Source organism: Shewanella sp. 10N.7, assembly GCF_020806285.1.
Taxonomy (GTDB): Bacteria; Pseudomonadota; Gammaproteobacteria; order Enterobacterales; family Shewanellaceae; genus Shewanella; species Shewanella electrodiphila.
Window position 1 is genome coordinate 154,902 of sequence record NZ_JAJGZS010000007.1, and the last position, 20,978, is coordinate 175,879.

General features: G+C 41.2%; 19 protein-coding genes. 8 read left to right on the forward strand and 11 right to left on the reverse strand.

Features of this window, described 5'->3' with window-relative positions; all coding sequences use genetic code 11:
• Positions 1 to 426: 426 nt before the first annotated feature.
• The 4 genes from LMH66_RS06525 to LMH66_RS06540 all read left to right on the forward strand — a co-directional run bounded on the left by LMH66_RS06525 (position 427) and on the right by LMH66_RS06540 (position 5,107).
• Complete coding sequence (locus LMH66_RS06525; protein WP_102526157.1) at positions 427 to 1,851, forward strand: coniferyl aldehyde dehydrogenase; 1,425 nt, start codon at positions 427 to 429, stop codon at positions 1,849 to 1,851.
• A 141-nt stretch (positions 1,852 to 1,992) separates the two neighbouring features.
• Positions 1,993 to 2,682 (forward strand): TetR/AcrR family transcriptional regulator, encoded by a 690-nt coding sequence (locus tag LMH66_RS06530; RefSeq protein WP_102526156.1) that lies wholly within the window; start codon positions 1,993 to 1,995, stop codon positions 2,680 to 2,682.
• A 129-nt stretch (positions 2,683 to 2,811) separates the two neighbouring features.
• Positions 2,812 to 3,906 carry an alkene reductase gene (locus LMH66_RS06535; RefSeq protein ID WP_229368985.1) on the forward strand — a complete coding sequence of 365 codons (1,095 nt, stop codon included), beginning with the start codon at positions 2,812 to 2,814 and terminating at the stop codon, positions 3,904 to 3,906.
• 112 nt (positions 3,907 to 4,018) lie between these two features.
• Positions 4,019 to 5,107 (forward strand): alkene reductase, encoded by a 1,089-nt coding sequence (locus LMH66_RS06540; protein ID WP_229368986.1) that lies wholly within the window; start codon positions 4,019 to 4,021, stop codon positions 5,105 to 5,107.
• Positions 5,108 to 5,276: 169 nt separating this feature from the next.
• Here LMH66_RS06540 and LMH66_RS06545 read toward each other — a convergent pair whose 3' ends face one another.
• Entirely contained in the window at positions 5,277 to 5,660 is a 384-nt protein-coding gene (locus LMH66_RS06545) for an MAPEG family protein (protein ID WP_229368987.1), read from the reverse strand.
• Positions 5,661 to 6,179: 519 nt separating this feature from the next.
• Here LMH66_RS06545 and LMH66_RS06550 point away from each other — a divergent pair.
• The 3 genes from LMH66_RS06550 (at position 6,180) to LMH66_RS06560 (ending at position 8,526) form a co-directional block, all read left to right on the forward strand.
• The gene (locus LMH66_RS06550) at positions 6,180 to 6,638 is read left to right on the forward strand and encodes a hypothetical protein (RefSeq protein WP_102526152.1); all 459 of its coding nucleotides are present in this window, start codon (positions 6,180 to 6,182) and stop codon (positions 6,636 to 6,638) included.
• 140 nt (positions 6,639 to 6,778) lie between these two features.
• Positions 6,779 to 7,732 (forward strand): DUF692 domain-containing protein, encoded by a 954-nt coding sequence (locus LMH66_RS06555; RefSeq protein ID WP_229368988.1) that lies wholly within the window; start codon positions 6,779 to 6,781, stop codon positions 7,730 to 7,732.
• Positions 7,729 to 8,526, forward strand: coding sequence for a DNA-binding domain-containing protein (locus tag LMH66_RS06560; RefSeq protein WP_229368989.1), 798 nt, complete (start codon positions 7,729 to 7,731; stop codon positions 8,524 to 8,526). Before LMH66_RS06555 ends, LMH66_RS06560 begins: the two co-directional genes overlap by 4 nt.
• Before the next feature lie 88 nt (positions 8,527 to 8,614).
• Here LMH66_RS06560 and LMH66_RS06565 read toward each other — a convergent pair whose 3' ends face one another.
• From LMH66_RS06565 to LMH66_RS06610, 10 genes are all read right to left on the reverse strand, one after another.
• Positions 8,615 to 9,061 (reverse strand): DUF3291 domain-containing protein, encoded by a 447-nt coding sequence (locus LMH66_RS06565; RefSeq protein ID WP_229368990.1) that lies wholly within the window; start codon positions 9,059 to 9,061, stop codon positions 8,615 to 8,617.
• 30 nt (positions 9,062 to 9,091) lie between these two features.
• Entirely contained in the window at positions 9,092 to 10,432 is a 1,341-nt protein-coding gene (locus LMH66_RS06570) for an ATP-binding protein (protein ID WP_102526148.1), read from the reverse strand.
• Between the two features lie 47 nt (positions 10,433 to 10,479).
• Entirely contained in the window at positions 10,480 to 11,847 is a 1,368-nt protein-coding gene (locus LMH66_RS06575; protein WP_229368991.1) for a sigma-54-dependent transcriptional regulator, read from the reverse strand.
• Positions 11,848 to 12,018: 171 nt separating this feature from the next.
• On the reverse strand, positions 12,019 to 13,227 hold the full coding sequence (locus tag LMH66_RS06580; RefSeq protein WP_229368992.1) for an ABC transporter permease: 1,209 nt from the start codon (positions 13,225 to 13,227) through the stop codon (positions 12,019 to 12,021).
• 22 nt (positions 13,228 to 13,249) lie between these two features.
• Entirely contained in the window at positions 13,250 to 14,563 is a 1,314-nt protein-coding gene (locus tag LMH66_RS06585) for an ABC transporter permease (protein ID WP_229368993.1), read from the reverse strand.
• Positions 14,564 to 14,583: 20 nt separating this feature from the next.
• Positions 14,584 to 15,333 (reverse strand): ABC transporter ATP-binding protein, encoded by a 750-nt coding sequence (locus tag LMH66_RS06590; protein WP_229368994.1) that lies wholly within the window; start codon positions 15,331 to 15,333, stop codon positions 14,584 to 14,586.
• A gap of 91 nt (positions 15,334 to 15,424) precedes the next feature.
• Complete coding sequence (locus LMH66_RS06595; protein WP_102526143.1) at positions 15,425 to 15,658, reverse strand: hypothetical protein; 234 nt, start codon at positions 15,656 to 15,658, stop codon at positions 15,425 to 15,427.
• Between the two features lie 46 nt (positions 15,659 to 15,704).
• Positions 15,705 to 16,964 (reverse strand): efflux RND transporter periplasmic adaptor subunit, encoded by a 1,260-nt coding sequence (locus tag LMH66_RS06600; protein ID WP_229368995.1) that lies wholly within the window; start codon positions 16,962 to 16,964, stop codon positions 15,705 to 15,707.
• 338 nt (positions 16,965 to 17,302) lie between these two features.
• Complete coding sequence (locus LMH66_RS06605) at positions 17,303 to 18,109, reverse strand: cobalamin-binding protein (protein ID WP_324295161.1); 807 nt, start codon at positions 18,107 to 18,109, stop codon at positions 17,303 to 17,305.
• Between the two features lie 237 nt (positions 18,110 to 18,346).
• A complete protein-coding gene (locus LMH66_RS06610) occupies positions 18,347 to 19,384 on the reverse strand; it encodes a DUF2235 domain-containing protein (RefSeq protein WP_229368996.1) in 1,038 nt (345 codons plus the stop codon).
• Between the two features lie 285 nt (positions 19,385 to 19,669).
• Here LMH66_RS06610 and LMH66_RS06615 point away from each other — a divergent pair, with 285 nt between their 5' ends.
• Positions 19,670 to 20,212 carry a hydrolase gene (locus tag LMH66_RS06615; RefSeq protein WP_229368997.1) on the forward strand — a complete coding sequence of 181 codons (543 nt, stop codon included), beginning with the start codon at positions 19,670 to 19,672 and terminating at the stop codon, positions 20,210 to 20,212.
• Positions 20,213 to 20,978: the final 766 nt, after the last annotated feature.

Sequence of the window (20,978 nt, forward strand, 5' to 3'; positions counted from 1 at the left end):
GGTTACCGATACTGCTTAAACCTTTATCAGGTCGACGATACTCTCATTGAATATACCAAGTTTTTTTTAATTTATACTTAATATTTTTGCACTGATGACATGAGTAATGATTAAAGGATGAGCAACTTATCACACTATTACCCAGGCTGAGTTTGACCTTAGGAACATAGTTAAACACGTACTTGAGCACTTATTTGAACACTTATTTGAACACTTATTTGAACACTTATTTGAACACTTAACTTCAATCCAATTTTACCCACTAATAAAAGTGTAGTGTAAATCCATAATCACCTCCTTGATACAGCTCAAATTTCAAACTACTTGCTATTTATTCAATACTAGCCCATAGTAAACCGACTAATCAGTCGGTTTTATTTTATACATAACAGCAATCATGAAACATGGTTGATGCTAGGAGAATTTATGAATATGGCAGTCAGTGACAATCAGCAAACATCATTGCAGCTTTTACTGGAGCAGCAACGCAATGCATACCTTTCTATGCCAGCACCTAGCTATCAGTCACGTATAGAAAAGCTTAACAAGTTGAAAGCGGCATTACTTGAGCACAGTGAACAGTTCGTTAGTGCATTAGCCACTGATTATGGTCATCGTTCAGGCAATGACACCATGATTTCTGACATTATGCCGTGTATTAATAATATTAATTACTCGATTAAACACCTTAAGTCTTGGATGAAACCAGATAGACGTCATGCTGGTTTATTACTTGCTCCGTCTTCTGTCACCGTTCATTACCAGCCATTGGGTGTTGTAGGCATTATCGTACCTTGGAATTTCCCTGTGATGTTAGCGGTAGGGCCTTTAATTACCGCTATTGCAGCAGGTAATCGTGCGATGCTTAAAATGTCAGAATTTACCCCTGCCACCAATCAGGTTTTAATTGCTCTATTGAGCGATATATTTTCCCAAGATGAAGTTGCTGTTGTAGAAGGTGAAGCAGATATCGCTGCTCAGTTCTCATCATTGCCATTCGATCATTTATTATTTACTGGCTCAACCACAGTGGGACGTCACGTTATGCGTTCGGCTGCTGATAACTTAACGCCTGTGACATTAGAGCTCGGTGGTAAATCGCCTGTTATCGTCGCGCCTGATATTGACATTCCAACAGCTGTTGAGCGATTAATCTATGGTAAGTGTTTAAACGCAGGTCAAATCTGTGTCGCACCAGATTACATATTATGCCCTGAAGATAAAGTCGATGCGTTCATCAGTGAGTATCAAAAACGTTTCAATAAGATGTATCCAGATTTTGCCAATAACCCAGATTACGGCAATGTTATCAATGAACGTCAGTATTCGCGTTTACTCGCTGTATTAGAAGACGCCAAACAAAAAGGCGCAACAATTCACCCCGCTGCAGAATATGCCATTGATGCCAATGTGCGTAAGTTACCGACGCAGCTGATCACATCTACAACTGATGACATGACTGTCATGCAAGAAGAAATTTTCGGGCCATTATTGCCGATCATTAGTTATCAAAATATTGATAAAGCCATTGGCTACATCAATAAAAATGAGCGCCCTTTAGCGCTTTATGTCATGAGTTTTGATAACGCGACCCAGCAACACATCATTCAAAATACTCATTCTGGCGGAGTGTGTATTAATGATACCGTTTTTCATGTGGCAGCAGATGATGCACCATTTGGTGGTATTGGACCTTCAGGTATGGGGCACTATCACGGTAAAGAAGGCTTCTTAACCTTTAGTCACGCTAAAACAGTGTTAAAAAGCGGTAAATTCAACTCGGGGATATTTGTCCATCCACCTTACGGCACAAAAATCCAAGCATTATTGATGAAAATGTTTTTACGCTAAGTTATCTTACGATATAACAACTAGTTAGTGTTTTACGTAAAAATACAACGTAAGTAATGTTTAAAATAGAAACTGGAGATTGCTAGATCGTTTCAGCATCTCCATTGACTATATCGTTAATGAAATAAGTAAAGGTCACCAATGGAAAGTAAAGCGAAGTCGAGTAAGACGGATAAAAAACAAGCGATTTTAGACGCCGCACTTATTCTGTTTGTTGAACAAGGTTTTCATGGCACCTCTACAGCCTCTATCGCCAAAAAGTCAGGTGTCGCCACTGGCACCTTATTTCATCATTTTCCTTCTAAAGAAGCCCTGTTAAACCATCTATTTGTATCAGTTAAACAAGAGTTTGCGGACTCAATCACAGCATCGATGGCCAAACTTGCAGCCGACGAAGTGAGCATAAAGCTGAACGATAATACGATCACGGGTTCAGCTGAATTAAACGTGACTCATTCTATTTCTGCCGACGTTAATAACGCTGCGACCCTCAAACATAGTGCCAACAGCTTATGGCAACACGCTATCGACTGGGCATTACTTTACCCGATAAAACAGCGCTTTTTCTTGCAGTTCTCACTATCTTCAGAAATCGATGCCACCATCAGAGCGCAAGCAATGAATAGCATTTTGCATTTTATTATTGAGCTTATCGCCAAAGGCCAACAACTTAATATCATCGCTAATTTTCCGTTAGCATTGATGCTTGAAAATTGTCACGGCCAATACCTCGCCGCGATTCGATACTTCACCGACAACCCTCAATGGGGTCACGATATAACTCACCGCGAAGCCAGCTTTGAGATGTTTTGGCGTTCCATGAAAGCGTAATCTTGTCGAAAGAAAATTCAAATCTACACTTTTGCAATTTTAACAAAAGTAATTTGTAATAATTGCTATTTTTGTAACGTAACCGATTAGCTAACATAGCCTCAATTCGCAAATCATTGAGGACTTATCATGACCGCTGCACTTTTTAATCCCATTAAACTCGGCAAACTCACGCTAGCTAACCGAATTGTCATGCCACCAATGACGCGCTCTCGTGCCAATAACACAGATGACAGCGCCACTGACATCATGGCAACCTATTATGCTCAACGAAGCAGTGCTGGGCTGATTATCAGTGAAGGCAGCCAAATTTCTGCTATGGCTAAAGGCTATGCTTGGACTCCCGGGATTTATTCAGATAAACAACTATCCGGCTGGAAAAAAGTCACTGATGCAGTTCATGCTAAGCATGGCATTATGTTTGCTCAACTCTGGCATGTTGGCAGGGTCACTCATCCTGAAAACATTGGTAATCAGCAGCCAATATCGTCATCAGCAATCAAAGCTGAAAACGTCAAAGTATTCATCGATGATGGTAAAAATGGTCCAGGTTTTGTTGACGTCGTTGAACCAAGAGAAATGACACATGCGGACATTCAACAAGTGGTTGAACAATTTAAACAAGCCGCACTCAATGCCGTTAAAGCGGGTTTTGATGGTATTGAGTTGCATGCTGCTAATGGTTATTTGATTAACCAATTTATTGATTCTGAATCAAACCTACGCACTGATGAGTATGGTGGTTCACTAAGCAACCGTTTACGCTTTCTAGATGAAGTGATCACAGCAATGGCAAGCGCTATTGGCGCTGATAAAATTGGGGTCCGCTTAGCGCCTTTGACCACACTTAACGGTACAGTCGATGCTTCACCAGAACTCACTTATACCGCTGCAGCTAAGTTACTCAATCAACATGATGTTGCGTATATCCATATCGCAGAAGCTGACTGGGATGATGCCCCAGTAATGAGTATTGAGTTTAAACAAGCGCTCAGAGCGGCTTTTAAAGGCGTGTTAATTTATGCAGGAAAATACACAAGCCAAAGAGCTACTACAGCTATTGAATCAGGTCTTGCTGACATGATTGCATTCGGTCGACCTTTTGTAGCGAACCCTGATTTACCATCAAGAATTAAACATGGCCATACCTGGGCAAGTCATAATCCAGAGACATTATTTGGTGGTGATGAAAAAGGCTTAACTGACTATCCAAGTTATACATAGCTCCGTTTTCACAATGCCGTCAGACAGTAAGTTTGCTTTGCAATATCACTATTAACACAGGTGCAGATGTGCTTATTAACAGCACATCTGCTCAGAAGAATTAGGAATTGTTATGTTATTTTCAGAATTTCCAATGGCGAGCGGCACACTTGCCAATCGTATCGTCATGGCGCCAATGACACGTTCACGTACCACTCAACCAGGTGATGTACCTAATGATTTAATGGCTAACTACTATCAGCAGCGCGCTTCGGCAGGACTTATTATTGCTGAAGGTACGCCAATTTCAGCTGTGGCACGTGGCTACTCGTTAACACCGGGAATTTATAGCCAACAGCATATCGAAGGTTGGAAAAAGACGACGACAGCAGTGCACAAACAAGGCGGCAAAATTTTCTTGCAACTATGGCATGTCGGCCGACGTTCGCACACTGATATAGCAGGCCAACAGCCAGTAGCGCCATCAGCAATTAAACAACCGGATCAGGTTTACGGTCCTTTAGCTGATGGAAGTTTCGGCATGGTTGAAACATCGATTCCAAGAGCCATGACCATTGAAGATATTGAGCAAACCACCGCTGATTTTGTTCAAGCGGCACGTAATGCAATTGAAGCTGGATTTGATGGTGTAGAACTTCACGGTGCTCACGGCTATTTACTGGATCAATTCATGCGTTCTGTAAGCAACCAACGCCAAGATGAGTATGGCGGCAGTCAGCAAAATAGACTACGTTTCCCACTTGAGGTGATCAATGCTGTTAATGATGCCATTGGCGCTGACAAAGTGGCTATCCGTTTATCGCCATTAGTGGGTGAAGGATTTAAAGAGGTTGATAGCGATATCATTGAAGTCACGGAGCTACTACTGAAGCAACTTGCGCCAATGAAACTTGCCTATGTGCATTTTTCCGAAAACATCGGCGATTACACCGAAGCAACTGATAGCTTTAGACAGAAAATTCGTGATATTTATCCAAACCCGATAATGGTTGCAGGTAAACTCAATCAACAAAGTGCACAAGCTTTGCTTGAAAAAGGTTATGTAGACTTAGTCGCCTTTGGGACGCCTTACGTGACTAATCCCGATTTAGTCCAGCGATTTAAGCAAAATATGGCACTTACAGAGTTTGATGCAGATGCCAGATTAACCCTCTATGGCGGAGGCGCTGAAGGTTATACAGACTATGCAGCTCATACTTAAATAAGACTGGTTTATAACATACTAATTTATAACAGACTGATTGATAAAACTAAGTCATATAATCTAATTATTAAAAGTAGAGTGATATGAATTAGCCTAGAGTAATCACTACAAAAAAGCGCTTATCGTTTATATAAACGGTAAGCGCTTTTTATTCATTCAAGCATATTTAAAAAGCTTGAAAGAAAATCCCAAAGGCACTAAATATTCCGACAAACCAAGCCAGTGAACGCATAGTGGCAATGCCTTTTAAATAAAGTAAGTGATAACTAACCCTTGCGGTGACATGTACGATCGCCAAGGTCGACACTAGTGGGGTGACATTATCGGTAGCAAGCACTACAAGACAACTTATGCCAAAAACAATCAATGACTCAAACGCATTCTGATGCCCAGCTAATGCTCTAGCACCAACCCCAGTTAACTGTGCTTGTTGCGAACGTGGGTGAGCATTGTCATAACCGCCCAGTTTTGCCATAGCAACTGCCACAGGGCCTTTAGCCAAATAAGGTAATAATATAGCGATAAATAAACAGATAAGTAGAGTTTGCATTAATGCTTCCAAGCTTGCAGAGGACAATTAGCCGACAGTAAATCACTTTTTAGTGGCTTTAAAAAGGACTTTTCTACTCTCTAGATTTAAATCTTCAATTGTCTAGATTTAAATTTTCAACTGTCTAGATTTAATTTTTCAATTGTCTAGACTTAAAAATAACCGCTTATGAAGTGATAAATAGGCTCAGTTAGCTGAAATCAGAAATTCATTTCATTAACATAAAACTGAATTTAAATTGTTTTAAATCAACTGTAAAACGCTATTCTCGCCCCGCTTCGTTGTAACATTTTGTTTACCTCACACAACTAATTTGAAATATCCCAGCCACCCTCACGGTCAATATAGTTACCTGCTATTAAGACAGATAACCGCGGACAGTATCTTTTAAGAGCAGCATCTTTTAATTAGTAGGAGCACATGTAAGTGTCTACTTACTCACTAATTAAGCTTACAACTCAATTGAACACTCAATAATATTGATTCACTTGAACGTTCAAATTTAAGCAAGGAACTATCATGAATACGAAAGCACAAACAGCACTTTCAGGTGCAGCACTTGCAATGGCAATGGCTGGGTTATCAGGTCAAGCAGTGGCAGGTGAATCTAATACTGCACCTTTAGCTGCGGGTGAAACCGATTTAGTCCACTGTTATGACGTCAATGTCTGTAAAGGACACAACGATTGCGGTACAGCTGATAATGCCTGTAAAGGCCAAGCAAGTTGTGAAGGAACTGGGTTTGTTGCTATGCCATCAAAGGCCTGTGGTGATGTTGGCGGTAAAGTCAAAGATGACTGGGTTGGTAAAATAACGAAGGCAGATTTGGTCCATTGTTACGGCGTCAACGTATGTAAAGGCCATAATGATTGTAAAGGCGCTGATCATGCGTGTGGTGGCAAAGCGAGCTGTAAAGGTTCAGGTTTTGTCAATACAACGGCTAAATCATGTGCTGACATCGGCGGTAAAACGGGTTAGTGATCATTTGAGCGAACATTCCAATAAGTGTTCGCTACTGTGAAAAAAGTAAAAAGTGATAGCTTGGTAAGATTCATCCCCCTAATTGCCAAGCTATTAACGTCCCCCATCATGCGATGCGTTCAATAAGAGGTAAGCCAATGTCAGAACAGAAAATCACACAAGACTTTATTGGTTTTGGCTTAGGGTTACGCACGGATCATTTCGAGTATATTTTGCAGCACCAACCTGCTATTGATTGGTTTGAAGTCTTATCTGAAAACTACTTAGTTGCTGGGGGTAAACCTCGATACTATTTAGAGGCAATCGCAGAGCAATATCCGGTAGTCATGCACGGCGTATCAATGTCAATTGGCAGTGCTGACCCATTGGATATGGACTACCTTAAATCTCTAAAAAAACTCAGTAATGATATTAATCCTAAATGGATCTCCGATCATATTTGCTGGACGTCAATTCATGGCGTTAACAGTCATGATTTATTACCTTTGCCCTACACAGAAGAAACCGTTAAACATGTGGCTGAGCGAGTGAAAATAGCCCAAGACGTTTTGGGAAGAAGGCTGCTACTTGAAAACGTATCCAGTTACCTATCATATAAAGACTCAACCATGGATGAATGGGACTTTTTATCACAAGTTGCAGAAGAAGCTGATTGCCTTATTTTGCTGGATATCAACAATATTTACGTCAGTGCTCGAAACCATTTTTTTAACCCACTAGATTACTTAAACAAAATTGATCCTCGTCGTGTACAACAATTTCATTTAGCTGGCCACTCAGACTACGGCGAATATGTGATTGATACTCACGACCACGATGTACCGCCCAGTGTGTGGACATTATATCAAGCAGCGCTTGAGCGCTTTGGCCCCATCAGCACCATGATTGAACGAGATGCCAATATTCCAGATTTTCCAGTGCTATACCAAGAGCTGCTAGAGGCGCAGAAAATCGCTGAACTCACCTTGCCAGGACATCCTGCATTAAGCCAATCATCACTCGCCCCAATGGGAGCGATATCGCCAATGAGTACTAATGAAGATCTTATTCAGCACCCTTATCAGTTACCCAGTAAAAAGGTGGCTGTATGAGTCAACTAAGACAAACCCAACAAGCGTTTATGCAATATTTATTATCAGCCAAAAGCGATAATAACCTTGTTGATATCAGGGAGCGGGTTTCGGATCAAAAAGGGATTTCTGCAGACCATCGACTACAAATCTATGCCAATGCATATCGAATTCGTCTGAAAGAAACCATGGAAATGGATCATCAGATTTTAGGCCAATATTTAGGTGATGAACTATTTGATAAGCTAGCCATAGAATATCTCGACGCTCACCCCTCTTCAGCAACATCTCTGCGACAGTTTTGCGATAATTTACCAGCGTTTTTGCGCACAGATGACTTCTTTTGCCAATATCCTATTTTAGCTGATATCGCCCAATTTGAGCGTTTGTTACTCGCTGCTTTTGATGGCGCTGAGTCTACTCGAGCTGACTTTACAGCTTTGCAGACTTTAGCACCTGAGTTATGGCCTGATTGCAGTTTACGCTTTCACCCAAGCTTACAAATGTTTAGCTGCACAAGTAACGCTGTAGAAAGCTGGCAAGCACTTAAAGCTGAAACGGCTCCTGACGCCCCATATTATCAACAGCAAAGGTATTGGGCTTTATGGCGTAACAGTGAAAGGTTGACTCAATTTGAATCATTAAATCAAAGCCAATACGCACTATTAACAGGTTTTATTGAAGGAAATGATTTTGCCCATCAATGTGAGGCAATGCTGAATTGGTACGATGAACAGGCCGCACCTATGATGGTGCTGCAGACATTACAATCTTGGTTCAGTAAAGGCATTATCCGCGAGTTAGTCATTACTTAGAAACGAGTGCTTAGAAACTAGTACTTAGAAATTAGTGCTTAGTGCTAGTGCTTAGTGCAAAAATTGGCTTTTAGTTTTAGTCCTAAAATCAGGCCATATCGCTTTCGGTAAAGTTACTTTTAAACGTAAAAGCGTATGCCGAGTCACCATTTTCTCTTAAGTGCATTAACCTTTCTTTTGCTTCGTGAACATCAGGAGTATGCCCTTCAGCGACCCACCACAAAACATAACTGTCTTCAGATAAGCGTTCAAACCATTCGCCTTTTCGGCGCATAAAATCGCGATGATGGGTGCGAAACATAAAGTTTTTTAGCGATTCAACATCTTCCCAAACGGACATATTGACAATCAAGCTCGGATCATCGAATACTTGAATTTGGGTGGCATCTCCAGACTCATCTTGCAGTCGCCATACAAAACCTAAACTCGCCTCTGCAATGCCATTGACCTCATCAAGATTATCAACAAAATCTTTCATCTCTGGAGCTTCTAGTGGGTATTTACATTTTGCGATATTTAACTGTGCCAGTTTCATTTGCAATCTATTCCTTTAGCCTTCTATTTTTTAAATAACCGATTCTTTTGGCAGCCACAACTTAACGCTAAGTCCACCTTGTGCACGGTTTTGCATGGTAATATGACCGCCGTGGGCTTCTACTATTTCACGACATAAAGGCAGGCCAATTCCGGTACCTGACTGTTTAGTTGAATAAAACGGTAATAACGCTTGAGACAGCACTTCACTCGACATACCGCTACCATTATCTTCGATAGTGATAATAATGCCTGCTAGAGGATGATTTACCTGTTGAAAGCTTAAGCTGACTTTATCTTTATCAGCTCCCGATTCATGGGCATTTTTAAGTAAGTTAATCAGTACTTGTTCAAGCTGAACGCAATCTAATTCAATTGCCATTGTTGGTAAATCTGAATTCAATTTAAAAGCGTATTGCTCAGCTAATTGCTCAATCAAGTTATCCCAATTGACAATGGTTTTTCGAGGTAAGGGTAATTTGGCAAACTCTGCATAATGAGAGATAAATTGGCTTAAATGTGCCGTACGATTTTCGATGGTGTCGAATATCAACTCAAGCTTGTCGTTATTAACGTCCTTAGTTAACACTCTTCCTGAATTCACCATAGACGCTATAGGTGCTACTGAGTTGTTCAATTCATGGCTGATAATGCGGATAACCTTCTTCCACACTGCCACCTCTTGACGATTAAGTTCTTTGGTCAGCTGCTTGAGTAATATTAAATGGTGCTGTTGATTGTTTTGGCTGAACTTGCCCCGTGAGATATGCCAGGTCTCAACGTCATCATCACTACTATTTGGGTTGTCACCATCAATTGAAAATAGCCCTTCATGCTCGCTATCGAGTGCTTGCTTAAGCGCATGAGGTAGCTCTGCAATCAAATCAGATAACAACATACCTTCAATGCGTACACCTTGGTTAAATAAGTGTCTTGCAGCGTCATTGGCATAGATAATTCGTTGATTGTCATCCACCAGCAACATAATGTTGGGTGAGTTTTGAATAACTTTATCGAGCATCAATTCACGTTGATAGATGAACTGCCGTTCATTACGCAGCTTTTGCGATGCTTGGTTATACAGCTCTGCAATGGCGTCTAATTGTGGTTCGCCATAGCCATGTAACGATACGCTAAATTCATTATCTTTAAAGTTGAGTAAACCCACTTCTAATGCACTTAAACTATCGCTCAACGTTTGAGTAAGCCACATACTGATTAAGAAACAAATTCCCGCACTAATGACAATCGCCAGCCATAATTGTTCAGGGCCAAATGAAAACCAAATACTCCAACCACATAGTCCGCTGACAGCCAGGCTTAAAAGATTACCAAGCACTAACTTACTTCGAAGTTGCAGCGTATTTTTCATTATCTATGTTCACTTTTATTCGCATTTAATAAAGTCATCGCCATGGGCTACTTAGCAGAAAGGCCGTATTTATCCATACGGCGATAAAGTGCTTGGCGGCTTAAACCTAAAGACTTAGCCACCCTCGCAATCACACCATTATGAGCGATAAGCGCTTGTTCAATTTGCAACTTATCGGGTTCAGATACTGGCATATTCTTAGTTGATACAGGCGTAATCTCTTGAACTGTAGTATTGACGATTACAGATGTCAGCCCTAAATCAGCGCTGGTTAATACGGCATTTTGTGTCAGTAAAACCGCCCTTTTGCAGACGTTTTCAAGTTCTCTGACATTGCCAGACCACGGGTGTGATAATAATGCTTGCTGAGCAGGTTTATCAAAGCTAAACCCTTCACCAACAAAATGCAGTGCTAACGGTAAAATGTCATCCACGCGCTGATTAAGTGGTGCTAATGGCAGCTCAATCACGTTTAAGCGGTAGAATAAATCTTCTCTAAACAGGCCATTGGCAATATCATCTGCTAAGTCTGCATTGGTTGCACTGATCACGCGGACATTCACTCTTCGAGTTTGATGACTTCCAAGACGTTCAAATTCACCAGTTTGCAGCACGCGTAATAGTTTCACTTGCCCAGATAACGGCAAGTTACCAATCTCATCTAAAAATAGTGTGCCGCCGTCAGCGGCTTCAAAACGGCCTATGCGAACTTTGTTTGCACCAGTGAACGCGCCAGCTTCAGCGCCAAATAATTCGGCTTCCAGTAAATCCATTGGCAATGCGCCAATGTTCACTTTGATAAATGGCTTATGACTTAATAATGAGTTGGCTTGTAATATATCAGCAATTTTATCTTTACCTGCACCATTAGGGCCTGTAATCATCACGGACACATCAGACTTGGCCACTTGTAATGCTAAATCAATACAGCGCTGCATTACGCCGCTGCCAAATACCATACCGCACAAGTCAGCATTGTTAATGGCACTCATGCGATCAGAGTCCACGCGGGTCAGTTGATTATTTTGCTTAGAAAGGTGATAAATCGACAATAGATTATTGATGCTGGTGAGCAGCTTGGCGTCATCCCAGGGCTTGCCCATGTAATCGGCAGCGCCTGCTTTAACCAATTCAACAGCGGTTTCTAATTGTGTCCATGCCGTCATTAAAATAATCGGTAAATTGGGCTGCTGCTGGCGTAAGGTATAAAACAACTGCTTACCTTCTTCACCAGAAGTCGTATCTTGAGTAAAGTTCATGTCTTGAATAACAAGACTAATATCTTGTTTAGATACAATATCTAAGGCTTGCTCTGGCGTTTCACAGCTCAATGCTCGATAGCCATGGATGTCTAACATCAACGTCAGTGCGCTGCATATAGCATGGTTGTCATCAACCACTAAAATACTATCCATGTGTATTATGTGTTCTCTTTGTATGTTCTGGCGTTATGTAATCCAGATAACGTTACTGTAAAAAGGTCTCTTTTGCGAGAAGCTTAAGCATGTATCAACCTAAGTTAGCATAAGGCCATAGGATTATTTTGAGGTTAATGGCGACGACTCACCATTAACCTCTGATGTTAGTTAAACGCTGCGAGTTGCCATTGCAGGTGATATTTTTGCCGCCTTCAGCGCGGGGAAAATCACTGCCAATGTCGTCACGATTAATAAGCCAGCAATAGCAGCAATAGGATAAGTCATGGGTAACATGGGTAAACTATATAAACTCATTAATTGTTGACCTAATTGTAATGACAATAAGCCACCAATCACTCCACCAGCAAGACAAATCATGTAGTTTTCAACCATAAAGAAGTTAACAATATCGCGTTTTTTCGCCCCTAAAGCACGGCGAGTACCAATCTGCTTAGTACGACGCTGAATATTGAACATCACCATCCCTGTTAACCCTAAAGCAGTAATCAACAGCAATAAAATCACCATCATGCTGAGTAAGGTTGCCATTAATCTGTGGTTGCTATAAGACTCTTTCTTCATATCGAGAAGTGATGAAAAACCATCAATAACGCGATTAGGGTTTTCAGCATGAAACGCTTTGACAATGGCTTCTTCTAGAGCGGGAATATGTTCAGGTAAAGCACGTACCATATAGGTTTTATTCTTCAACCCACCGCCAAAATCAATATTTTGAATCACGCTATATTCAAAATTCTCATGATTAACCCAAGCCCCTTGTAGCTTTTCAATCACGCCAATAATTTCGATAGTTTGTGCACCTTGATACATGATTTTGCCAACGGGAGATTCATCCCCCCAAAACTCTTCAGCGAGAGGTTTCGATACCATCGCTACCATGCCGCTTTGATCAAGTTGAGTATTGATTTCTTCAGGACGAAAATTACGCCCTTCGATAAGCTTAGCGCCCATCACATTGAGTAAATGTTCATTACCTAAATACAAAGCAAAGCCAGGCATACTTTTGGCGGTGTCTTCATCGGCACTATCAACATAGCGATCCATCCAACCGCTTCCACTGAGTGGCATCATGTTGGTTGAACTGGCATCAATGACATTGGGTAGGCCACGTAATATTTGTTGGTCGATAATATTTTGCTGAATGTTATCGATAGCTGGGTCAAAATTATAAACGTTAAAGCTTAAAACTTGCTCTTCCATTAAGCCCGAATCACGCTGCATCATAGTTAAACGTTCATGAATAATAAAGCTGGCATTAGCCACAATCGCAACTGACAAAATAATCTGTAACAGCAACAACACAGGACCACTTTTGCTGCGCATTAAACTCGATAAAATAGGTTTGATATGTAACATGTTGAATTCCTTTCTTTGCTCACTACTGCGCTTTTAAATACACGCTAGGCTTAGTGCGGCACACTACCCAAGCAGGATACACTCCTGCTAGTACTGCCGTTGATATGGCAATTAGTGGTGTGATAATCCACATGCTGGTATCTAACCCTGTGACACTCGGGTCGACATTAAACTCGGCATGCAGCACAGTTAATGCCCCCCAAGCCCACAACAACCCTACAATGCCGCCAATAAAACCGATTAAGCCCACTTCCACCATATACTGGGAAAATATCTGCCCACGGCTGGCACCAATGGCGCGGCGAACACCCACTTCTGGCGCGCGTTTTAAAAACTTAGTTAGCAATAAACCTAAAATATTGACCAAACACACACTCAAAAACAGTACGCTGAGGCCGACTAAAATTTTGTTATCTCTTGGCACGACATCATTATTCTCAAGCCATAGCGCCACATCACTAATTTGAAAAGACTCTTGCGGAGTTTTAGCAGTATCAGTGAAACGACCAAAGCTGCGTTGTTGTTCAACATACTGAGCAAGCCAAGTTTGCAACTGTTGCTTGTCGGCAGCCGTTGGTAATAACGCCCAAAACTGAATCCAGGTTTTTTCAGAATTTAAGCGGTCTTGATAGGTCAACATTGGCTCAAATTTCCAGCCACTGGTATTGCCCCAAACATCAAACTCTTCTTGCTCAGTCAGTGAGAATGGAATGAACACCTCTTCAGCATCATTGAATGCACCGTTCAGAGGATCATAGTATTTAGGTTGTGGATTCCATTCTTTAATCACTCCCACCACTTGGTAAGGCTTACGATTAAGGTAGATGGTTTTACCGACACTGTTTTGTCCATCAAAAAACGTTTGATTGAGTTTCTCACCGATCACCACTTGATAAGCAGGCTGACTATCGACCGTTTTACTCCAACGCTCACCATATAAAAATGGCACCTCGAAAATGCTAAAAAAGTCTCTGTCTGTGATTCGAATACTTTTTAACACAGGCTCAATATCTTGATTATCAGATTGCATCGCCAGCCCAGTACGAAATGATGCAGCCTTAAGCGCTAACTCGTTATTATTACGTAGATTAATGACATCTGTGTAAGTAATATTCGACTGAAAATCATCCCAGGTATCTAAGCCTTGGCTCCAAAGCTGAATGGAATTGATACTATCACTTCTGTCTCCGGCAGGATTATATGACATGGTTTTGTAAACATTGAGCGTAGTAATCGTAATCCCAATACCAATTGAAATCGCTAAAACCATTAGCATGGATAGCATTGGGGTTTTCTTGATGCTGCGCCAAGCAAGATCGCAATAATATAAAAACATAAGCTTATCTCCTACTCAGATTATCCATTGCTACTTGCAGCTTGTTGTAAGCCAGCAGCTTGCTGTAAATCGGTTACAACAGATTGTTCGGCTTTTTGATACATAGAGAAGTCACACACTTGGCCATCAACGATTTGAATATTGCGCTGGGCACGTCGAGCCAATTCTGCATCATGGGTCACCATAATAATCGTGGTTCCCGTTTGATTGATGTTTTCTAGTAGCTCCATCACTTGGCGCGCCATTAAGCTGTCTAAATTACCCGTTGGCTCATCGGCTAATAAAAACCTTGGCTCGCCAGCTAAGGCTCTAGCAATCGCAACACGTTGCTGCTGGCCACCTGACAATTGTGACGGTAAATGCTTCATACGCGCTGCTAATCCTACTTGCTCTAACGCTGATTCCACCCGGCGATTACGCTCAGCGCGATTAAAACCACGATAACGTAAAGGCACTTCAACATTTTCAGCTAAATTAAGGTCTGGGATAAGGTTAAAACCTTGGAAAATAAAACCAATTTTCTCATTTCTGACTTTAGCGCTGTGGTTATCGCTTAAGTTAGATACATTGACACCATCAAGACAGAATTCGCCAGAGGTAAACCCTTCAAGTAAACCTGCAATATTCAAAAAGGTGGTTTTTCCTGAGCCTGATGGCCCTGTAACCGCGACAAACTCCCCTTCTTCAACTTCAAGATTAAAGTCACGTAAAGCATGAGTTTCTACTAAGTCCGTTTTAAATACTTTGCTAATATTTTTCATTGATAACATGTGTTCTTTCCTTGTTTAACTAGCTAATGCTTTAGCGCTAGTTATCATTATTTATTCTATAAGTTGGTTAATAAAATGGTTATTTACAGTGCTAAAACTGCACAATAATCTGTATAGCAGTGGCAAAATCTAATTCAAATAGCACCTGCACTATGTCGCTGCTTAATCCATAACTAACCTGATCTGCGAGTTGATCTGTTAGGTCAATAATTTGAAAACTAAATGACAACCAGTTAAAGCTTTCATCTATGCGATAACTCACCGCTAAACTCAAAAACATCAACGCGATAAAGCCAGTGATTGGTTTTGTTTGAGATAATTTCATTGTGGTGTCCTTACTTAATGCTGTTGTAATCCAATAGGGTTAACATTTATCTAATTTGAATCTGTTCATCGTTTCTAAATGCTTCGGTGCCAGACACCACCCATACATCACCTTCTTTACCACCGTCGACGATTTCAACTTGGCTCATGCTTCTAGCGCCTAGTATCACTGGCGTTTTAACTGCCATATCTTGATTCATCACAAATGCAGTTGAACCACCACGATTTAAAAAGTCACCACGTTTTACCATTAATACATTCGGGCGATTCTCTAATAACACCCTTGCTGATAAACGTTGGTTTTGACGTAGTGATAAGCTCGGTTCAGGATTAAACCTAACTCGCGCGGTTACCTCACGATTTCTTACTTCAGGTGAAATAGAAGACAAGTGACCCATAACATTGACGCTGCCAAAACTCAGTTCCACTTCCATGCCAATACCTAAATCGTCTGCGTAAGACTCAGGTACAGCAAGCTCTGCTTCAAAGGCGCTTAAATCCACAACCGTTAAAATAGGCTGACTGGCACCAATTCGTGCTTTTTGTTCAACCAACCAGTTACCAATAATGCCTTTAACCGGTGCCTTAACTTCTAATGCTGAGATCTGACGAGCAAGCTCAGTCACAACCAAGGCTTGTCTATCGACTTCCAAAGCGCGATTTTTCAGTTCGAACGTTAAGGTATCGCGCATCAAATCGACTTCTTGAATCGCATGCTGATGCATTAAATTAGCTTTGCGTAACTCATCTTTACCTTTCTCAAAATCAATTCGGCTAATCAAGCTGTTTTGAATCAATTGATCGCCTCGGCGGCTTTCTCTGTCTGCGGCTTCCAAATCAACTTTCGCCATATCCAGTATTTGGGTGACTCGTAATTGCTCACGGCGTGCATCTAACTTGGCGCGCTCTAAATCACTTTCCATTGAGGCATATACCGATTGCTCTTGTTGAAAACGACTGCGTAATTTAGGGCTATCGATTTGAGCAACAACTTGGTTGGGTTCAACTTGATCACCAGGCTGACTCAATAGCGTCACGACACCTTGTTCAGTGCTATACAAAATAGGCGCATTGGCCGCAACGATTTTACCTGTGGTAGCGATATCACGAACCAAAGTGCCACGAGTTACCGTGGCTAAACGTAAGTCTTTGCTTTCAATTGAACGAATCGATGAATCATGTCCAATGCTTGCCCACACTAAGGCGCTCATTAACACACCTACTGTGCCAATAATGACTGGCATACGGAGTTTTTTAGAAGCACTTGGCTTAACGACAGTATCTTGTCCGCTGGTATCTTTAATCATCTCAGTTCCTTGAAACTCGCTAGATAATGTCCGTTAGATGGTTATCTAGTCCGCTAATTCGATATTGATACCTAACAGATAGCACAGGGCGTGCCAGAAAATTAAAAACAATTAAAATCATAAACTTAATTAAATTGTAGTTCTTTTAACGCAATAGAATGTGTCCGCGGACACACTGAAAAAGTGTCCGCATAAAAGGAAAGTGTCCGAGCGGACACTTTATTGGCAATAGGTGAATCACAACAGGAAAGGTTATGTCTTATACTTTAGAGCTTGGATCTTATCTCGCTGTGTTTTGATAACAGCTAAACATATAGCTTGTGAGTATAAGTCAGATGTCATTGCGCTCTGACGTTATCTAAAGCGTCACAAAGTGCTTGCACACCTAGTATGGCTCTTGGGGAAGCGCGATGCAGTAAATCCGCATTAAGCTGATAGATATGATTATTTTTTACTGCGGGTAATTCAGGCCACGTTGACCAATCGACACCAATCACATTACCTTCATCTTGGCTTTGAAGAACCACTTCTGCACCGGTTAACAGTACATTCTCAACGCTTATCTGTGGGTATTCACTGGCAGCATCGATAAATACATTCTCGCCATGACAAGCACTGATAATATGCTCTATCCAACTGCCCTTTGATACCGTCATTAATGGCGTTGACCATAATTGATAAAAGACTTTCACAGCAGGCTTTTGTTGGTTTTCACTGCGAATGAGCGATAACTGTTTGCGGTAATCATTAGCCACTCGCTTAGCTTGCTGTTGATTCCCTGTTAGTTCACCTAATTGTTCTAGCTCTTTGGCCACATCATCTAGGCTTTTAGGATCGCTATTAAACACATTAAAACCTAGCTGTTTTAATTGACCAATGTCTTCCATTTTATTGCCACTTTCCCACACCACAATAAGGTCTGGATTTAGCTCAATCACTCGCTCCATCTGAATGCCATAATAGCCGCCAATACTCGGGATATTCTTAGCTTGCTCAGGAAAGTCTGCATGATCCGTGGTAGCAACAATCGTCTCGCCTGCACCTATGGCATATAGCATTTCTACTGCATGAGGAGATAACGCAATCACCCGTTTAGCAGGAATGCTTTTATCTACTAAAGCTTTGTTTACTATATCTTTGCTCACTAAAGCTTTCGTTGCTAACACTTCTGTAGCCGCTGCATTGCCACAAATGCCTAGTACCGATAACGCTAAAGTGAAACTTAAGGTGAATATAAATCGATGAGCAACAAAATGAGCCACTAAAAATCCTTTGATAAGTGAAGTCACGGTTAATGTAACCAATAACGTAAAAATGAATCCAGTTTTAATAAACCAGCGCTAAAACGCTATTCTAGCAATTTATTAAGACTATTGAATGCGTTATAACACGAGTTCACTGGGCCAGCCATATTGCTTTATTAAGTCTTGAAGATTCTTAGGTCGGTATTTGGGGTCATTATCCCAACGATCTTTTACCGATTGATGGATCAACATTGGCAGACCCATTGGGGCCATATCTCGATACAGTTTACGTTTAACACGATAAAAGCTACGTCGCGAGTTATGCAATTTAGCTAAAGGGGTTGGTGAAACCTGATTAATTAAATGTGCCTCAATACTTAAGCTATTCGCTCGAGCTTCAGACAACATCCATAACAAAGCATTATCCGATAACATCTGCCCATTCTTGTCAGCTTGGTAGCTGCCACCAATATTACTGTGGGCCCCCGCAAACCAAACTTGTTTCATATCCATGGTATTTTTAGGTTGCCAAATTGTCGGCTCGAAATCTTGTCGAAGCTCATCAATCGCTAGTGCATGGCGAGCCACTTTGACATTGCTGCCAATTTTCGTGTCATAAAACTCATCTTTATCTTCAAACAAGCCTAAAAAAGAGCTGGGGATCCCCATTGCGCCCACCGTGTCCCATACACCAACAAACTCAATATCTCGCGAAGGATGCGAATGCTGCTGCCTAAATGCCAATGACTTCGCGCCATCTGGTGCATATGCTGAAGCTTGGGTTTTATAGTGGTCAAAAGCTTGTTGAATGAGCTTGGCATCAGGGCGTTTTACGATGCCGCAGTTATTAATCAGTCCACACAAGCAGCGCATGGTATAAGAGCCTCGGCTGAAGCCAAATAAGTAAATGGCGTCACCCGCTTGATAATTTTGCACGATATATCGGTAGCCATCGACAATATTTTTATGCAGACCTCTTCCAGTTGCGCCACCAATGATGCCGTCGTAATAAGAGCCTACTCCCCAGTCATAAAATACCTGTTGGGGAGTGCCATCGGCAGCGACGGGGCTAATGGCTCTCGCTAGACGCAGCACATTGGTCGCTTGATCTTGGTTAATGTCTTCTTCAGGTCGGTTCCAAGTACCGTCGGCACATATAATAATTCGCTTGTTCATTACTCTTCCTTGAAGGCCCAGTTGCAGCTCTATCTCTTTATCGATATCTATAGCAATAGCAATAGCAATAGCAATAGCAATAGCAACGCAGTCATAGCTGCTTAGCCATAGTCATATCCATAGCCATAACCATAACAGCATCACCGTATTAGATTTACAGGATAACTCACTTACCGTTTAACGCTGATTAAGCTTGTTCGACTTTTCGACAATAGTCATTAGTGCAAAAGTATCGTTTACTCAATATGACTCATACACCTAATTCTCCAGTAGTAAGGAATGGCCATGTTAACCACAGATAAATCGGTATTAGTGATCATTGATGTTCAGGGTAAACTTGCCCAAGTCATGCAACAATCTCCCGAACTCCACAAACAACTGGGCATTCTTATTCAAGGAGCGCAGCTGTTTGATATTCCAATTTTATGGGTTGAGCAATTGCCCGATAAATTGGGCGGCACCACAGAGGAGTTAGCTGCACTACTGAGTAAAACGACTCAAGTTATTCCTAAGTCATATTTCAGCGCTTGGCAAAGTCCAGAGTTTCAGCAGCAGTTAGCCAGACTTAATCGCACAGATATTATTCTTGCCGGTATTGAAACCCACGTTTGTGTTTACCAAACCTGCCAAGATTTACTCTCTAATCGCTATAACGTCCATCTTGTCGCCGATGCGGTATCTTCACGCACTGTTGAAAACAAACAACTGGGTATTCAAATGATGACGCAATTAGGCGCACGAACAACCAATACTGAGTCATGCTTATTTGAACTACAGCATCAAGCCAGTGGCGAGCGATTTAAATCACTGCTAAAGCTGATTAAATAGCCGTTAATAAATATAAAAACGCCAATATATGACTTTTGTCATCTGAACCCATGACAGTTCTCACTTATTTAGATTCACCTTCTTTTCTACACTGGCTGCATCTGAAAAAACAACGTGACAGCCGTTAAGTTGGAACAAAAAGGAGCTAAACATGGGTTGGGAATATGTCGCAATATTAAGTCTTTGTGTTGGTGCTATTAATCAAATAGTGCCAGTGATTTTAGCCTTAATCGAAAAAGACAACACGGAGAGATAAACTTACTATATTTGTTTGCTAACAATCGTTAATAGCAATTGTTAATAACAATCAATAGCAGTCGATAGCAGTCGATAGCAGAATTATTTGTTAGGAATAGCTAGTCGATAAAGCTAGTCGCAAAAGCCAGTATCGGTCGCTAAGATACAATATAAAAGAGCACCATGAGGTGCTCTTTTTTATTTTCAAAAGCCTAAAAATGAGAATAATTCAAAGCAACTGTCAGCCAAAGTGGACATTCAGATTATTAATTTTGTATTATTTTTATTCAATTTGAACATCTGAATTTTGTAATAAGCTAAACTAGTTGATAGTTTTATGGAAATGATTGTATTTCTGTTATTATTTATACCCATGTTACCTCAAAATGCTTTGTCAGGCACAAGCTCGGATAACAATGCAAGGCGTAAGCTGAGGTAATTGTTATTCACTTTTCAAAGCTTACAACGTAGCAATGGTTTTCGAGCTTGCGCCCCGTAGGGCAAGGCAAATAGCACCAATCTGCGTTGT

Excerpts from the sequence above, each read along its gene's own strand:
- LMH66_RS06535 (WP_229368985.1), top strand. The coding sequence starts at position 2,812 with ATGACCGCTGCACTTTTTAATCCCATTAAACTCGGCAAACTCACGCTA.
- LMH66_RS06610 (WP_229368996.1), bottom strand. The coding sequence starts at position 19,384 with ATGAACAAGCGAATTATTATATGTGCCGACGGTACTTGGAACCGACCT.
- LMH66_RS06540 (WP_229368986.1), top strand. The coding sequence starts at position 4,019 with ATGTTATTTTCAGAATTTCCAATGGCGAGCGGCACACTTGCCAATCGT.
- LMH66_RS06525 (WP_102526157.1), top strand. The coding sequence starts at position 427 with ATGAATATGGCAGTCAGTGACAATCAGCAAACATCATTGCAGCTTTTA.
- LMH66_RS06615 (WP_229368997.1), top strand. The coding sequence starts at position 19,670 with ATGTTAACCACAGATAAATCGGTATTAGTGATCATTGATGTTCAGGGT.
- LMH66_RS06585 (WP_229368993.1), bottom strand. The coding sequence starts at position 14,563 with ATGTTTTTATATTATTGCGATCTTGCTTGGCGCAGCATCAAGAAAACC.
- LMH66_RS06560 (WP_229368989.1), top strand. The coding sequence starts at position 7,729 with ATGAGTCAACTAAGACAAACCCAACAAGCGTTTATGCAATATTTATTA.
- LMH66_RS06545 (WP_229368987.1), bottom strand. The coding sequence starts at position 5,660 with ATGCAAACTCTACTTATCTGTTTATTTATCGCTATATTATTACCTTAT.
- LMH66_RS06570 (WP_102526148.1), bottom strand. The coding sequence starts at position 10,432 with ATGAAAAATACGCTGCAACTTCGAAGTAAGTTAGTGCTTGGTAATCTT.
- LMH66_RS06565 (WP_229368990.1), bottom strand. The coding sequence starts at position 9,061 with ATGAAACTGGCACAGTTAAATATCGCAAAATGTAAATACCCACTAGAA.
- LMH66_RS06550 (WP_102526152.1), top strand. The coding sequence starts at position 6,180 with ATGAATACGAAAGCACAAACAGCACTTTCAGGTGCAGCACTTGCAATG.
- LMH66_RS06555 (WP_229368988.1), top strand. The coding sequence starts at position 6,779 with ATGTCAGAACAGAAAATCACACAAGACTTTATTGGTTTTGGCTTAGGG.
- LMH66_RS06595 (WP_102526143.1), bottom strand. The coding sequence starts at position 15,658 with ATGAAATTATCTCAAACAAAACCAATCACTGGCTTTATCGCGTTGATG.
- LMH66_RS06530 (WP_102526156.1), top strand. The coding sequence starts at position 1,993 with ATGGAAAGTAAAGCGAAGTCGAGTAAGACGGATAAAAAACAAGCGATT.
- LMH66_RS06600 (WP_229368995.1), bottom strand. The coding sequence starts at position 16,964 with ATGATTAAAGATACCAGCGGACAAGATACTGTCGTTAAGCCAAGTGCT.
- LMH66_RS06590 (WP_229368994.1), bottom strand. The coding sequence starts at position 15,333 with ATGTTATCAATGAAAAATATTAGCAAAGTATTTAAAACGGACTTAGTA.
- LMH66_RS06580 (WP_229368992.1), bottom strand. The coding sequence starts at position 13,227 with ATGTTACATATCAAACCTATTTTATCGAGTTTAATGCGCAGCAAAAGT.
- LMH66_RS06575 (WP_229368991.1), bottom strand. The coding sequence starts at position 11,847 with ATGGATAGTATTTTAGTGGTTGATGACAACCATGCTATATGCAGCGCA.